Here is a 16,941-nt window from a genome sequence, read left to right as displayed (position 1 = left end):
TATTATGAAAAGATATAAATTACATGTGGCAATACTTCTTACGATTTTTATCAAAACGATAGATGTCGCGGTAGCGCAAGGTGGAGATCAGATATTGGATGGAATTGGTGAGACAGGAATGGTGGCCCGTTATGTCTTTGATGGGGATCTAAAAGATTGGTCAAGGAATGGTCTGCATGGTAAATTTCAAGGCGAGAAGGCACTATTTGTCGCTGATAAGCAATTTAACAAGGTATTGTCTCTAGCCGGAGGAAAGGATGATTTTGTCGTATTACCGTCGAACGTACTCTCGGATTTGGAGTCTATTAGTATAACAGGCTGGTTGTACTTGAGGGCAGCGCAGCCTGAACAATATCTTTTTGACTTCGGACAAGATCTTGCGAGGCATTTTGCGGTAACACCAACAGGAACAGCGCTAAAAGCTGGATATTTAGGTATTATCTCTCAAAAGAAGACTGAAGTAAAAAGTGTAGCCTCTCCTGCGGTTCCGTTGAACAGATGGGTGCATCTGGCCATTGTGGTCGATATTACTACAGGCTCTTTACAAACGTATTTGGACGGAAGGCCCGTTGGAGAGGTCAAAAATATTCCGCAGGAACTGAGTACAGTTTTTGGACAGCCGGGAAGCAAAAGGAAAGTACAGATTGGAAAGCCCCTATTTGGCAGCAATTCGAGCTTAAATGCTTTGCTACACGATTTCAGGATCTATCGGGTGCCCCTTAGTCGAACTCAGATTGCCACGATATATGGCAATGCATTGAAAGGTGTACACGAAGATACTAGCACCAAAGGCAAGCCCGAGGATGATTTACCTAGATTTCCGATGAATAAAGCAGAGCTGTATAATGCCTATTTAACTGGAGTCGCAGATGTCAGCGTGGAAACGGAGGTTGGGGAATTGCCGCGATTGCCTAATTATGTCGTTGGTACTTATAAAGATGGTATGGTAGGGCCGAAAGTACGGGTGCTATGGCCTTCTCCAACTGATAATAGCACAGTTTTGCAGCAGACAGCCTACACGATAACTGGACGCATTCCAGGAACGGATCTTAAACCAAAAGCAATTGTTAGTGTCAAGGGAAAGATAAAGTCTAACATCCCCCACCTAAAATTGGAACCTTTCCATTTGGATCAGGTGACTCTCAATGTAGACGAAGGGCATCATCACACAAAGTTTATTGAAAACCGTGATAAGTTTATGGATACATTGGCTAAATCAGATCCCAATTCTTTCCTTTATATGTTTCGTCATGCTTTTGGACAAAAGCAACCAAAGGGTGCAAAACCTCTGGATGTATGGGATAGCCAGGACATCAAATTACGGGGTCATGCAACGGGACATTACCTAACAGCAATTGCGCAAGCTTATGCCAGTACAGGGTATGACAAAGCCCTTCAATCAAAATTTTCAGGTAAAATGGATACGATGATCAATGAACTTTACGCTTTGTCAAAATTGTCTGGGGTGCCGAAGCAATCGGGGCAGGCATATGTCGCTGATCCGGCGGCAGTGCCTGTTGGTCCTGGTAAATCAGCATATGATTCTGATTTGAGTGATGAAGGAATTCGTACAGATTACTGGAATTGGGGGCTGGGATTTATCAGTGCCTATCCTCCCGACCAGTTTATAATGCTTGAACATGGAGCAAAATATGGCGGTCAGAAGAACCAAGTTTGGGCACCTTATTACACCCTGCATAAGATCTTGGCCGGTCTGATGGATGTATATGAAGTAAGCGGAAATAAAAAAGCATTAGAAATTGCACAAGGCATGGGTAATTGGGTGTATACCCGTTTAAACAATATACCAACCGAAACATTAATCAACATGTGGAATACCTATATTGCAGGTGAGTTTGGCGGGATGAACGAAGTGATGGCAAGGTTGTATCGTATTACGGGTGAACAGAATTATTTAAAAACCGCCCGTCTATTTGATAACATCGATATGTTTTACGGTAATGCAGCACATACACATGGTCTGGCAAAAAATGTGGATACTTTTAGAGGATTGCACGCCAATCAGCATATCCCACAAATTGTGGGGAGTATGGAGCTATACCGTGTAACAAATGATCCGCAATACTATAAGGTAGCCGACAATTTTTGGTATAAAGTCGCCAGCGATTATATGTATAGCATTGGTGGTGTGGCGGGGGCTAGGAATCCGGCCAATGCCGAGTGTTTTATCAGTCAGCCGGCAACATTATATGAGAATGGGTTTTCTGCGGGGGGACAAAATGAAACCTGTGCAACCTATAATATGCTGAAATTGACGAGTGATTTGTTTATGTTCGATCAGCGTGCAGAGCTGATGGATTACTATGAACGTGGATTATATAATCACATTTTAGCTTCGGTTGCGGAGAATAGTCCCGCAAATACCTATCATGTTCCTTTGCGTCCTGGCTCAATCAAACAATTTGGAAATGCAGATATGCAGGGGTTCACCTGTTGTAATGGGACGGCTATAGAGAGCAGTACCAAATTGCAGAATACGATTTATTTTAAAAGTAAAGATGATCAATCATTGTATGTTAATTTGTATATCCCTTCTACCTTGCAATGGAAGGAGCGGGGGATTAAGATAGAACAACAGACAAATTTTCCAAAAGCAGATCATACATCGTTGACCATACGGGGTAATGGCAAATTCGATCTTCGTGTTCGGGTACCAAGTTGGGCGACGAAGGGATTTTTCGTTACTGTGAATGGGGTTGACCAAAAAATTGCCGCCGATCCTGGAACCTATCTTAGCATACAGCGCAACTGGAAAGATGGTGATGTGGTCAACTTAAAAATGCCCTTCGATTTCCATCTCGATCCGGTTATGGACCAGCCGAACATCGCAAGCCTATTTTATGGCCCCGTTCTCTTAGCCGCTCAGGAACGTACTGCAAGAAAAGATTGGCGTAAAGTAACTTTCGACGTAAAGGATATTGGTAAATCTATAAAAGGAAACCCAGAAACATTGGAATTTTATATAGACGATGTGCTTTATAAACCGTTTTACGATACCTATGGGCGTCATTCGGTTTACTTGGATGTGAGTCTAAAGGAACAGTAAAAAAGTACACCTTGCCATTTTCTTAAGCTGACAAGGTGTATTTTTCTTGACACTAATCTTCCTCTGCATGCAGTTCGAAAGACAGCTTAACGAGGTCTTGACCTGCAAACTTGGTTTCATAATTTGACAAGTTCCAGTCAGTACGGGTAACTTTTGCCTTTGTGCTGGCATCGTTAAATTTGCGAAGTAAAAAGACTACATTTTTTTCGCCTTCATTATCTTTTCCTGCTGTAAAGTACGTGATAATTCCTGTTGTCTCCGTTGCTCCATTGACTGTAGAGCCATCGCCGTAGGCAGTTTCTTTCGTTTGAAAGATTGCTCCGCTTCCTGTACTGCTATTCGGATTTAAAATAAAAGAACCACCTATAAGGAACGCCTTATAGTAGTCTGCTGTTGCTTTATTGATAATGTATTGCCCCTGGATTTCTTTTGAAGAAGCATCAAATTGTTTTAATTCAATTTTATAGATACCTGTTGGATGAAGGTGAGCATGTCCTCCTGCCAATGCTGTTCCCTTGTCATCAAAGCTGATAGCAATTGGTTCTACCTTTTCTTTGTCGGCAAGATCATGGAAATGGTCTCCATGGGGTGTTCCAGCTACTTCTGTGAAGATAAGTTTAAAGTTCGGTTTTACATCGGCGGCCGTAATCGTTAATGCTGATTCTGCTGTAGTCGCATTTCCGGCTTTGTCGGTTACTGTAAAGTGAAAATGATAGGCTCCTGCGGGTGCATCCGCCGGAACATCGATGTGTTCATGAAATGTCGCATTTTTTACACCAATGTATTTTCCATCCGTATAGGCTTTTGTAAACTTATACTGACCGCCACCTTCTTGATGAACCTCAATTTCGATTTTAGCAATCAGTGCTTCGGCAACAATATCACCTTCAAGATGAAGATCTGATCCCGCTTGGACAGTTTTGTTATTGCCACTGCCGATTTCAAGTGTGCCTATCTGGGGTTTTGCAAGTGCTGGGATTTCATCGTTGTCTTTCTTACAGGACGATAGGAAGCCTAAAAGAATTGTACTTAACAGGAAGAAGAAGCGAATGTTTCTAGTTTTCATGTAAAATGGATTTAATTAAATTGAGTTGATAAATATGTATGGTATTACTCGAGTATACGGATGCTGATTCCCTTCTGGCTGCTCCATCCCGCCAAGTCAGTCACCTGAATCATAAAATGATAATTACCCGGATCGATATCTGCTGGCACATCGATTTTTAATTCGGCATCATATTGCTGTGGCTGCCCCAGAATATTAACTGTCTTGACCAAAGTGAAGGGCTTGATGGGCGTTTTGATCGCCTCAACCGTACATTCGCCGATTTCAGTGCTATGCGAATGATGGTCAAAATTATGGTGTACGTCAATGCTATAGCTCCCGAGCGCGACGTTATCAGATAGCTTACTGCGGAAAGTAAAACTTGTGCCCCGTTTAATTGTGCTGCATTGTTTTGGGAAAGCCGTTTCCGAATCGATGGCGATGGTCGGTTTTTCGGTATCAATGCTTTCCTTATCTTTTTTACAGGCAACGGCCATCGTAAGTAACACCGCGATAAGTGTATATTTTTGGACTGTTTTCATAGGAGATAGTTTCAATTTTAAATTTTTATTCATTCGTATATCTTTTATTGGTATGCATGTCTGTGTGGCGCTCGGTTATTCATGTGTCTTCGTTAAAAATTGTGTAAGAGTTCCCTGTACGCTTCGATTTACGTAATTCATTGCGATCAAAGGTTTATTTAAAGATGCTATCTTTCGTTAATGTTATTTTTATTCTTTATTCACGGTGGCTCATGTTATGATCGGGACTGTTTTCCAAAGGGAACTCCAATGGATAGGATAAAATTCCTTCCCTGTTCAGGCAAAGAGATCAGCCGATAAAAGCTGGTATGATCCATATATTTCTTGTCAAAGAGATTTTGAACCTGTAAGCGTAATTGAAGGACAGATCCCGAAAACCGAAGTTGTGTTCCTGCCCGGAAGTTGAAGACCTGATAAGCTGCTGTGGACTCTTCTGGTGGAACAACGTGATACTGCGCTGCTGTCCATTTGCAATCGACGGAAAGGTAGGTCTCTTTAAAATGTTTGCTATTTTTTGCTGTCCAGCTGATGTCCATCAACGCTGAAGGTGCCGGAGAGAAAGGAAGTGTATATCCTTTCTTTGCACCCGATAGTTGTTCCGATCGAACATATTCACCCAATAATTCTACTTTCCATCGTTTCAAAGGCTGGTAGCTAAGTTTCAATTCTGCTCCATAACGGCGAACACGGCTTTCCATATATTCAAAGATTTGATTGCCGGCACCATAATATTGATCGTAGCTTGACGTGGGATTGAGATAGATATAATTGGAAAAGTAATTAAAGAATGGCGTAAAGGCGACAAAGACTTTTCTGGGACTCCAGGTCAACGATAAATCCAGTTGATAGGACTGTTCGGGAGACAATGATTGATTGCCTCTTTCATAACTGAAGTAGTGATAGTTTACACCATTGGCGCCAAGTTCCTGTGCAATGGGGGCCCTGAAACTTTTTCCTACATTAATTTTTGTTTCTAGATCTCCGAATTGATGTGCCGCTCCTATAGACCAAACCAGGCTATTGAAACGACGACTGAGCGCCGAAGCCCGAACTATTCTGCCCGACTGATTATCTTCCAGCTGTGATTCGAACCAATCCCGATAAGGTGATGTCTGAATATGGCTGTAATCGTAACGCAATGCCCCATATAGCATGGTTTCGTCCGCGAGTTTGTATTGATCATAGACGAATAGGCCCATTGCCTTTTGGCGAAAACTGGGGATAAGGAAGCTCCAACCATCAATACGGTTATCCTGATACTCTCCATTTGCGCCAATGGTAAGTCGATGTGTGGCCAAATCAAATTGGTCTTTGACAGTGATACTATAGACCTGTTTCTCATATAACCTTTCCAAATTGATGGGAATAGTCATATCTTTTGGATAAACAGGTGGCATATAACCATGCGCGGTGTAATTGTTATATTCTTGCCGGTAATTTTTCTGATAGCCCAGGTCTATCCAAAGCTTATGCTTATCCAGATCGATAAAGTTGCGGTTAATAAGTTTCAGGTGATTGACCGTCTGGCTTGGGAAACCAATGTCACGACTGGATTTGTCATAAAGTACTGTATCTACGCCCCTTGGTTCCAAGCCGTGCGCATTGGCAAAGAAGCCAAACTTTGTATGATAATTACTCAGGTAGAAAATCGAAGAAAAACGATCTGATAGATATCCGCCGCGTAGTTGAAAATGTGTCTCTCGTCCCGCAGTGTTACGAACATGCCGATCTTTCAGGCGTACCGCATAATTGTAAACATAGACTGTATCTGTGGGGACACGGTAATCGCCATATTCCAGATGCGTGAATCCGCCTCCAAATACCCAATTCCCTTTTCGGCCCTGTGTTTGTAGCGATCCGCCAAAAGTCGCGTTGTTTGACTTTGTCAATAGGTTAAACTGCACGTTAAAACCTGTCTCCTGTAGTTCCGCTGGCGGTGATAGCCGAATGACACCACCAATGGCATCTGAGCCATACAAAAATGAGCTGGCCCCCTTTAGTACCTCGGCACTCCCTACACTGAATTGATCGATTTCCAATCCATGATCCAGTCCCCATTGTTGGCCTTCATGTTTAATGCCATTTTCTACCGTGGCCACACGATTAAATCCGAGCCCTCTAATCTGCGGTTTAGACTGATTGGCACCTATGCCTATGGCACTGATGCCGGGAAGTCTGCTTAATGTCTGCATTAAACTTCCCGCCTGGTATTTTTGTATAGAGTCGGCAGTCAATAGCTGGATCGATAATGCTCCTTCTGCTGCCCGGTGATAACGTCGCCCTCCAACTTTTACTTCTTCAAGCTCGATACTCTTCTCCTGTCCATAACATGGGAAAAATAGCTGTTGTGCTGCGATAAGTGAAAAAATGATATACCTATTCATCTATGTGGATTCGATTCGTAAAGAGTAATCTGTGCAATCAATATGTATTACAATTAATATGTATTGCAATTAAGTTGCAACAAATATAGGAAAAAAATTTTAAAAGCAATATAGTTGCATTATAATAAACAGAATTGACTGTATGATACAGTGGCAAAGTTTTTGTTGCTTTTTGGCGCCTAAAGAGTATAAAAAGCATGTTTTACAAGTAGTACATACGATGATATATGAAGTTAAGTGAAGAGTATTCTATTAAAGTTGCTGCATTGCAATCGGCTGAACATCAATTGACAGTTGACCTTTCGAAACGAATTACGCCCGATATATGGCTTGATGTCCTGATTTATTTTGAGCACAACTTGGAGCAGTCCAGTGTGGCTGCACTTTACGATGCATTGTTTGAAAAAGGAACTGATTTTGCTGCAAATGTCTATTTGAACGATGAGGATTATACTTTTTTTATCGATAAAATCAGAGCAATATTGGAACGCTATGCCACTATAAATCCGCAAGCATGGGTCGAGTTGGGGCTACAACATGTTTTATGTCGCCGGCATGCTGTAGAAAAGGAAAAAGCCTCGTTGTATTTAAATAGAGGTATGGAGGCTGGGGTTAAATGGGCGAGACCTCTTTATTTATATTATAATTATTTAGGTGTGTTGGCTGATATTGACCGGGAAACCGCCAAAGCTGAACTTGAAACGCTTGCTTTGGGAGGCGATCTTTATGCAACCGCGTATATTGCCCATATCGATGTATGGACCGATAAATTTGAAGAAGTCTTTGATCGAATTCAGGTGCTTAGACACGCTCAGGAGAAAAAACTATTACGCCATTATTATGAAGTTCTGCAATTTTACTACGCTCGTAAAGACAATAAAGCCAAACGCCTGGAGATCCTGGAAGAGGGTATCGCCTTGACCGATTCCCGATACTGCAGGTTTGTTCTGAATGATATAAAACGCGCAGATGCAACTTCTTCCGTTGAACTGGAACGTCTTATACCAGAATATCACGAATTATTTGAATATGGAATGATGGACGCTGCAGTGCAGATAGCGCTCATCAAACTTCAGGGATTAAGTAACGATAATCAGGTAAAGGAGGATTTCGAGCAGCCACTATGGTATTTGCAGAAAGCATACGACTACAATAATATTTATGCAGGCTATCGTCTTGCCTGTCTTTACCTCTATAATGACACACTTCAGGATATTGAAAGGGGCCTGTCTTTATTGCAGCTACTCGACCAGCGAGATGATTATGTCGAAGCGCAGGTTGAACTTGCGGAAATACTGCTAGAAGGAAGATTCCTGCCGAGAGATGAAAAATCCGCCTTTCAGAAATTTAGTGCACTGGCACAAAAAAATATTGCCTATGCGAAGTTGCGCATGGGCAATATGATAGAATCTGGCTATGATGGAATAGATCCTGATTACAAGGTAGCTTTTGCCTATTATCAGGATGCCGCAAAAGATAAACTCCCGCAGGCTTTATATCAGGTCGGCAGGTACCTGAAATATGGCATTCATGGCGAAGAACCTGATTTGGCAGCTGCAATCCCTTACTTCGAAGAAGCGGCCGCTTCTAATAATGTTACTGCACTGACGGAAATGGGATTAGCGTCCGAATTGAAGGCCGAACCAGACTACAAATTGGCTTTTGATTATTTTTCACGTGCAGCTGATCTGGGTTACCCTTATGCTTATTATCTGAAGGGAATTTATTTAGAAAATGACTATCACCAGACAGGCGCTCCTCAGCCAGCAGCTGCTTTTGCCGCCTTTGAAACAGGTGCTAGCATGCAGGATTTAAATAGTATATATGAACTAGCTCGATGTTACCGTGGTGGCATAGGTACGGAAATAAATCTAGATCGGATGATCGATTTATACCAACAGGCTGCCGAGCGAAACCATGTGCAGGCGTTGACTGATCTTGCCCTTTGTTATGAATATGGTTATGGGCTGAGCAAAGATGCTTTTAAAGCACAAGAATATATTAAAAAGGCGGCTGATTTAGGTTTTCCGTATGCAATCTACGTCATGGGAAGATACTATTTGACCGGCCTTGTGAAACAGGATGTGCCCCTTGGTCTTCAATTGCTGGAAGAGGCTGCACAAAAAAATGTAGGTGAAGCTTTGTTATTGCTAGGTGACTATTTTTTCTTCGACTACGATCAGCGTGAAGAATATGATACAGGCTTTGATTACTATACGCGTGCTGAGAAGCTTGGATATTTGACAGATGGATTGGGTATGTGTTATGAGTTTGGTATCGGAATAGAAGCACAGCCAGCAAAAGCATTTGAGTATTATAAACAGGCCGCAGAGCGAGGAAATCAGGAAGCGATCTATCGACTGGGCCGCTGTTTGTATTTCGGAATAGGTACGGAGATCGATAAAACAGCTGCTTATAGCCAATTTATTGAAGTAGCACAACAAGGAAATATTTATGCCTGTTATTTTGTTGGGTTGCAACTGCTGGACGGAGAAGGTGTACCGACAGACCTTCATGACGGTATTGAATGGCTGATGAAGGCTGCCGATGCTGACCATGCTGATGCACAATATAAACTGGCCAACTGCTACCTCATGGGAGATGGCGTGGAAGAAAATGAAACGCTTGCCTTGGAGTGGTTTGAACGGGCGGCAGATAATGGACATGAAGAAGCTATTCGATTGACAAAGAAAACGAGAAAGTAACAAAAACATGCAGGAAGAAAAATCATATTCCTTTCAGGTAAACTTGAAAGGAATGATCGCGCTGCTCTCAGAGCACCTTTATAGCGATCCCAACACATTTATTCGGGAACTGCTTCAAAATGGGGTGGATGCAATTACAGCATTAAAACACTTGGATGAACATCATCAAGGAAAAATCAAGATAGAATTACCAAACGTTGAGCAACCTAAATTTATGTTCCAAGATAATGGAATAGGTCTCAAGGAGTCCGATATCCACCAATTTTTGTCGGTTATTGGCGAGAGTTCGAAAGGTAAGGACATCAAGGATGCACAGGATTTTATTGGAAAGTTTGGCATTGGACTGCTCTCTTGTTTTGTCGTCAGTGATGAGATTATTGTGGAAACAAAATCGGCGCTTGAACAGCAGCCCTTACGCTGGACGGCTAGAGCTGAAGGCGACTATAAGATTGAGCGCCTGAGTGATGATGATATTCCTGTGGGAACGAAGGTAATTTTAAGCCCCAAAAAACAATACAATTATATTTTTGAAGCGGACTATTTCGAGAAGAAAATTAAGTTTTATGGAGATGCACTGCGAGAATCCATTTCAATCGTGGTAGGAGGTGTTGAAAAGATCATCCATAAGGATGAACCTAAATGGCTTGCTTCAACGGTTTCGAAAACAGATTTGTTAGCGATAGGGAAAGAGCTGTTTCATGTCAATTTTTTGGACGCAATTCCATTTGAAACGACTGCAGGAAAGGCAAAGGGTGTATTGTATGTTTTACCTTTTCGTACGCAATTTAGCAGCAAGCAACGTCACCGTATCTATTTGAAGCGCATGTTTCTCGCCGAAGAAGATCAATCGATTTTACCAAACTGGGCATTCTTTGTCCGTATGCTTGTTAATACGGAGGAACTTAGTGCCACCGCATCGCGGGAGTCTCTGATGAAAAATGATTTGCTGCGGCAGGCGAGAAAGGAAATTGCTGCCGTTTTGAAGACGTACCTGCAGCAAGTGAAGAAGATTGATTACGATATTTATATACGTATTATCCAAACGCATTATCTTCATTTGAAAGCATTCGCCCTTGAAGATCCCGATTTTTTAGCAATCTTTTTGGCGGATATTCCGTTCGAAACCAACCGTGGACAACGAAGCTTTCAAAATATAATTGATTATCAGCAACAACTCTATTATTGCGCCGACTTTGAAGATTTTAAACAGATTGACCGAATGGCTGATACGCAGGGGATAATGCTTATTAACGCTTCTTATACGTTTGATACCGAGCTACTCCGTAAGATCAAACAAAAATATCCCGAGTATACTATTACAGAAATGTCGCCCAATCAGCTACTAGAGACCTTTCAGCCGATTCATGAAGACGAGCATCATCAATATTTTTCTTTTCAGAAAGATGCACAACGCATTTTGGACGACTACAACTGCATTTTGGAAATTAGACGGTTTAAACCAGTTGATACGCCGGCCATTTTTACAAAAATGGACCAAAATAACGTGGAAAATACGATTAGCCAATTGAAGGAAAATGCAAACCCCTTTGCGAAGGTACTCAAGACATCCAGGCCAAATAAGATCCAGAATACATTATGTTTAAATGCCGATAATGCATTGATCACTACGCTAATGGATATAAAGGATGCGTATATGCTCCGTTCAGTGATGGAAGTCCTGTATGTGCAAGCGTTGATTTTAGGCAAGTATCCGGTACAGGAACGTGAAATGAAAGTCTTGAACGAGGCCCTGAAGAACCTCATTGTCATGGGACTGGATAATTTCGTGAATCTTTAAGCCGTTTTTTTACGTTTCTCATCCGGCCATTAGAAAAGTTGTTTATAACGGAACTATAATTCATTAAAAGAACACAATAAAATAGAAATGTATACACTTAAAATTCAGAAACTTCGCAATCAAGTTGCGCGAGTAGATAATACATTGGAGAAAGTCAACCTATTAACGCAGGCTATTCGGATTGCCGATGAAAATCAAGATATTGAATGGGGATATGAGCTCCGTTTAGATTTAATTAGCGAAGAGATCGATCTTGCTTTTTCGACCGAATCTTTACCTGCTTTTGCTTGGATACTGCAGGCGTATGATGAAAATCCGGAACGCTTTAACGAAGAGGATTTCTTATGGCAGTATAAATGGATGATGGCCGAACTATATGACAATCCCGCGGTCAGCCGTGAACAGATAGAAGCTGCTCTAGGCGACTTTGAACAACGGTTGATCCGTAATGGTTATGGTAAGCGCGCCATATACAACGAGGAACTCAGTGATGCCCTGGCGCAAAAGGATCTGGCTGCTGTTGAAGTGGCATTGACGAATGTGAATGCTTTGCAAAGAGATGATATGAGTGACTGTGAAGCATGTGAAATGGATGCAGAAGTATCAGCAACATTATTGCAGTATGGCTATGCCCCAGCAGTAGAAAAAGCTTTGCCACTCATTGAAGGACAGTTCACCTGTTCACATGTTCCTCTGCGTACTGCCGTAAACCTTGCATATGAAGGTTACAAGCACGGAGATGCTGAACAAGCAGACAGAATGGCAAAACTCGCAGAAACGGAGGTGTTTAAGAAAGAGAAAGATTCCGCAATATTAATATCAGCTATTAAACTAGCAACATATTTCTCGTATACCGACCTCGGGAAATCCAAGGAATGGATCGAACGATTTTTACCCTGGGCCGATGGACCCGAAAATAGGTCCATGTTTCAGTTAGCGTGCTACGTTTGTGAAGCCATGAAAAATTTTAGAGCTGACGAACATTTTATGCTTGAGCTAGGGCAGCAGCATAATCTTTTCCAAGGTAAAACTAGCTACACAGCTAGCGAACTGGCCGGGCACTATAGGAAATTAGCGCATCAACTTGCGGAGCGGTTTGATCAACGTAATGGCAATAACAACTTTCGCAATCAACTAAAAGCCTTATAGGTCTCAATATCTTCAGAAATCCCTGATTTCCGTGATGGGATTGCGCTATGTTTGAAGTTATCTTTGTGTAAATGAGACTCAAATACTAAAACTTAAACTAAAAATAAATCAATATGATTAAACAGATGATTACTGGCGTATTGACCGTGGCGGTTCTGACTATGTCGAGTTGTGGGTCAGGAGAAAAAGATCCTGTAGCATACAATAATTCGATCATTACCGTGATCAACGGAAGTGAAAAACATGTGACGGACATGAATGCAGCAATGAATAGCTCCGATTACACCAAAGCTGAACACGTGCGCACAGCATGGGAGAAGTCTTTAAATGATGATATCAAGAAAGTAGAAGACCTTGGTGATTTTAAAGGTGATGCAACATTCCAAAAAGCAGTGCTCAATGGGTTAAACGGCTACAAGAAGATCGTAACGGAAGATTATCCTAAATTGATTGAGCTTCGCAAGAACAAAACATCCGATGCAGCGACAGAATCAACCTTACTTGATAATATCAATAAAGCATTTGAAAATATGGGTAATGGAGTCAATAAAGCTTCAGCAGAATTTGAAAGTAAATATACCAGTTAAAAGCATTCAATTAACAAAAACAAAAGCCACATCACAGAGAAATGATGTGGCTTCATTTTTTGCCGTGCAGCTATTGTTGCTTGATAAACACGGGATCCTAAAATCTTTGCGGAGTATTGTAGGACAGCACCTGACAAAACAAAATGCTAACAAATGTTAAAACTCCTTAGGCTGAACTTGAATTTCATATTTTTATGTAGTTTTACGTGAAGCTTAGCGGAGAGTAACAAGTATAAGTGAATACAACCAAAGAGTTTATGCGATCAAAAACTATTGACAAAAACAGATTTCAATGAAAGCCATATCAATTTTAACTGCTGTGATTTTGTCTACCTGCACCAGTATATTCATGACAGCTCATGCACAGGAAGTCGCAAAGAAATTAGATTACGTAGTGCTTATTACAGCAGATACCCTTTATGGAAAAATCTCCTCCATCAAGGATCACAAACTCAAATTTGAAAATCAACAGAAAGAGAAACTAACTTTTACCCCAGATCAGGTATTTCGTGCTTACTGGGAATCAAAAAGAAAAGTCTATGCACCCTCTTATGTCGAAAATGGTTTGGAACCTGTTCAGGGAACTTCTCCACAAGTATTTCAAATAGGTCGATATTATACAGAGGAGCCAACTTTTGCTGAAGTGTTGGTTGATGGAGAAATAATGGTTTATTATGTGTCTAATTTGAATCTCGGTGGTGGCGGCGGAATGATGTTTGGTACAGGCGGTGGAGGTACAATGTTATCCATTGGAGTCAGTAAGTCTAAATATGCCTATGCATTAAAAAAGTCAACCGGTGAGGTGATTGAAATAAATAGCAATACGAATGGACTTTTTAGCAACAGCAAAAAGAAGCGGGCAATTGCTTTGGGACGTTTGATCAATGACGAACCGGAGCTATTTGCTGAGTTTGAAAATGAGAAGAAGTATGATTATGATCTTTTTATAAAGTACGTTATGCGCTACAATGAGCTTCAACTTTCAAAAACCTCTTCCGAGGAGAGAAAGAAACTTATTATTTATTGATATTTTTTTTTAATTACTGATTCTGCAATTAAACGAATTTATGATACTTACAATCTTTATTGTACTGACTATAGTTGCCGCTTACGGCTTTTGGTTGCTATTTGAAAAAGCAGGCCGTAAAGGCTGGGAGGGAGTTGTGCCCGTCTATAGTCAGTGGATCCAATCACGTATCCTGGGCAAGAAGACCTGGCAGCTGATCCTTTTGCTGGTTCCGATCGTCAATATTTTTGTCTTCTATAATCTCTACCTCGATTTTATTCATTGTTTTGGTAAAAGAAGATTCTGGGAAAACTGCGCCGCAGTGCTGGTCCCTTTTATCGTTCTACCTCTTTGGGGCAAGGATAAAAATGTGCAATTTCTAAATGGGCTATACACCAAAAATCTGAAAACAGTGCATGCCGAAGGTCGCGGGGCGACAAAGGAAGCTGAGTTGGAAATTGCGCATGAATCGTATATAGACTATAATAAGAAATATCCCTATAAAAAATCAATGGTGCGTGAATGGGCCGATGCCATTGTTTTTGCCACTGTTGCTGCCACGCTGATTCGTGGTTTTTTATTGGAGGCATTTATGATTCCTTCAGGTTCTATGCAGCAGTCGCTCCTGATTGGAGATTATCTCTTTGTCAGCAAATTGAATTATGGACCCCGTATTCCAAATACACCCATAGCTTTCCCTTTTGCACATCATACCATGCCACTTACAGGAGGAAAAGCATTCTCTGAGCTTATTAAAATTCCTTATAGGCGATTGCCCGGATTTCAAGAAATAAAAAGGAATGATGTGATCGTATTTAATGCCCCTGCCGGCGATACAGTCGCTGTGGAAAATCAAGATATACCCTATTACGATTTGGTACGTAGTATGGGGCGTGAGGCAGTATATCAACAATTTACGATTCAAACTCGTCCCGTTGACAAAAGAGAACATTTAATTAAGCGATGTGTGGGAATGCCCGGAGACAAAATCAGTATGAAAGAAGGTGTCTTGTTTGTGAATGACAAGCCAGGCTTTGTAGCGCCAGAAAGTCAAATGGATTATACGGTTATCACTGATGAGACAGGTCTCGACGAACAGCGCTTGAAAGATATGGGAATAGAAGTTTCTGCCATTCAGCCCGGTGTGTATCTCATCTTTTTAACAAATGACCAAGCGGCTATGGTAAAATCTTGGTCGAATGTCAAATCCATGCAAATGAACTTACGCAAACCTGGAAAAGTCGAAGCAAATACCTTTCCGAACGACCCTCAGTATAAGTGGAATTACGATAATTTTGGCCCGTTTGTAATTCCAAAAAAGGGAATGGCGATTTCCTTGAATGCTCAGACGTTGCCGCTCTATGAGCGAGCCATACGAGTGTATGAAAATAATCGGCTTGAAAAGAAAACGGATGGGCTTTATATCAATGGAAATCGAACAGATTCCTACACCTTTAAAATGGATTATTATTGGATGATGGGAGATAATAGGCACAATTCGCTCGATGCTAGAGACTGGGGATTTGTTCCTGAAGACCATATTGTCGGAAAAGCACTATTTACCTGGATGAGCTGGAATGCAGATGGTAATGGGCTTTCAAAAATACGTTGGAATAGAATTTTTAAAGGTATTCATTAACAAAGAAGGAATACTCAAAGCAAAAGGGGAAATGAAATACTACAATCATTTCCTCTTTTATTTTTTACTGGTGTTTGTAAAGCAACGAAAAACTAATCTTTTGCTGAAGGTATTGATGCCCTTCAGCTGCTTCCTACCCCTATTTAATCCCACCGATATCTCTTTGTATAGGCAACTGATAGTCGACTGAGCAGAGGCAGGCTCCATTGTTCGAGTCAAGGTTAAAGCCAGCAGTCTAAAGGCCAATAACCGGGACGAGAATTGCTTCGACCATCAATTTTCCTTTAGCCATTGACGAATGTTTTGTGCAATCGTTTGTTTCGATTACGCAATCGATATGTTCCGCTTGATGAAAAAGCCTGCTGAGGTAAGATAAATTGGATAAGAAAGATGTGCGATCTTGAATTTCCCAAAAGAGTGAGTAACTTTTAGGGAATTTTTTTGTTTCAAGCAGCCCGGCTCGTTTTCGACCTGGATTAGCCCTTGCATCGATTGTAAATATTTGTATAATAGACTGTAATATTACCTGGAAGGTAACGGTAGCTATCTTGAGCGCATCCCGATTGTATGCCTGAATCGGATTCGGTGTGGAGCTAATACGTAGATAATACAGTTATCACCTTCTTTTCCCTTAGTTTGGTTTTTGTTTACCTATAGCTTAGCCTTAAGTTAGGTTTAGTTTAGCCATAACCTATACTAAACCTAAACTAACCCTAACTAAAACCTAACTAAACCCTAAACTAACCTATAACATGATAGCGTCTTCGATGCCTTCGATCGGCCGTCCTATACTACGCATTCGGCAGGCCGTTTAGTCCGGCGGTGCCGGCCGCCCCGTTTTCCCACCCGGAGCACCTTTTATCTGCGATCTGCCCCTTAAATTCCGCTCCGGGAGACTGCTTCCCAAAAATAATCTCCCATCCTTCCAGCGAGTTATGTCCAAAATGAAATAAATAAAAACAAAAGGCTTGGAAATTTGTCCCCAAACTTCCTATCTTTGCACCACTCCGCAAGGGAGG

At 41.4% G+C, this 16,941-nt stretch carries 11 protein-coding genes; 7 read left to right on the top strand and 4 right to left on the bottom strand.

All coding sequences use genetic code 11. The features are described from left to right. The first annotated feature begins 4 nt into the window (after positions 1 to 4). Complete coding sequence (locus tag B2107_RS12620) at positions 5 to 3,067, top strand: beta-L-arabinofuranosidase domain-containing protein (protein ID WP_293956004.1); 3,063 nt, start codon at positions 5 to 7, stop codon at positions 3,065 to 3,067. Positions 3,068 to 3,119: 52 nt separating this feature from the next. Here B2107_RS12620 and B2107_RS12615 read toward each other — a convergent pair whose 3' ends face one another. The 3 genes from B2107_RS12615 to B2107_RS12605 all read right to left on the bottom strand — a co-directional run bounded on the left by B2107_RS12615 (position 3,120) and on the right by B2107_RS12605 (position 7,038). Then, on the bottom strand, positions 3,120 to 4,133 hold the full coding sequence (locus B2107_RS12615; RefSeq protein ID WP_293956002.1) for a DUF4625 domain-containing protein: 1,014 nt from the start codon (positions 4,131 to 4,133) through the stop codon (positions 3,120 to 3,122). Positions 4,134 to 4,177: 44 nt separating this feature from the next. After that, positions 4,178 to 4,654, bottom strand: a complete 477-nt coding sequence (locus B2107_RS12610) for a DUF4625 domain-containing protein (protein ID WP_293956000.1) — start codon at positions 4,652 to 4,654, stop codon at positions 4,178 to 4,180. Between the two features lie 215 nt (positions 4,655 to 4,869). Next, a complete protein-coding gene (locus B2107_RS12605) occupies positions 4,870 to 7,038 on the bottom strand; it encodes a TonB-dependent receptor (RefSeq protein ID WP_293955998.1) in 2,169 nt (722 codons plus the stop codon). A 227-nt stretch (positions 7,039 to 7,265) separates the two neighbouring features. On the opposite strand from B2107_RS12605, the gene B2107_RS12600 reads away from it, so the two are divergent. The 6 genes from B2107_RS12600 (at position 7,266) to lepB (ending at position 15,922) form a co-directional block, all read left to right on the top strand. Next, a complete protein-coding gene (locus tag B2107_RS12600; RefSeq protein ID WP_293955997.1) occupies positions 7,266 to 9,743 on the top strand; it encodes a tetratricopeptide repeat protein in 2,478 nt (825 codons plus the stop codon). Between the two features lie 7 nt (positions 9,744 to 9,750). Beyond that, positions 9,751 to 11,541: an HSP90 family protein gene (locus B2107_RS12595; protein ID WP_293955996.1), complete on the top strand. Its 1,791-nt coding sequence runs from the start codon at positions 9,751 to 9,753 to the stop codon at positions 11,539 to 11,541. 87 nt (positions 11,542 to 11,628) lie between these two features. Continuing rightward, positions 11,629 to 12,690 carry a hypothetical protein gene (locus tag B2107_RS12590; protein WP_293955995.1) on the top strand — a complete coding sequence of 354 codons (1,062 nt, stop codon included), beginning with the start codon at positions 11,629 to 11,631 and terminating at the stop codon, positions 12,688 to 12,690. A gap of 113 nt (positions 12,691 to 12,803) precedes the next feature. Further along, positions 12,804 to 13,277, top strand: coding sequence for an LIC11966 family surface protein (locus B2107_RS12585; RefSeq protein WP_293955994.1), 474 nt, complete (start codon positions 12,804 to 12,806; stop codon positions 13,275 to 13,277). Positions 13,278 to 13,569: 292 nt separating this feature from the next. Next, positions 13,570 to 14,304 carry a hypothetical protein gene (locus B2107_RS12580; RefSeq protein ID WP_293955992.1) on the top strand — a complete coding sequence of 245 codons (735 nt, stop codon included), beginning with the start codon at positions 13,570 to 13,572 and terminating at the stop codon, positions 14,302 to 14,304. A gap of 40 nt (positions 14,305 to 14,344) precedes the next feature. Beyond that, on the top strand, positions 14,345 to 15,922 hold the full coding sequence (gene lepB, locus B2107_RS12575; protein ID WP_293955991.1) for a signal peptidase I: 1,578 nt from the start codon (positions 14,345 to 14,347) through the stop codon (positions 15,920 to 15,922). A 791-nt stretch (positions 15,923 to 16,713) separates the two neighbouring features. On the opposite strand, the gene B2107_RS12570 is transcribed toward lepB, so the two are convergent. Further along, a partial coding sequence (locus B2107_RS12570; protein WP_293955990.1) for a hypothetical protein occupies positions 16,714 to 16,941 on the bottom strand: 228 nt, incomplete at its 5' end.

Source organism: Sphingobacterium sp. UBA7855 (genome assembly GCA_002500745.1).
Taxonomy (GTDB): Bacteria; Bacteroidota; Bacteroidia; order Sphingobacteriales; family Sphingobacteriaceae; genus Sphingobacterium.
This window is presented reverse-complemented; position numbering and strand designations above follow the sequence as displayed.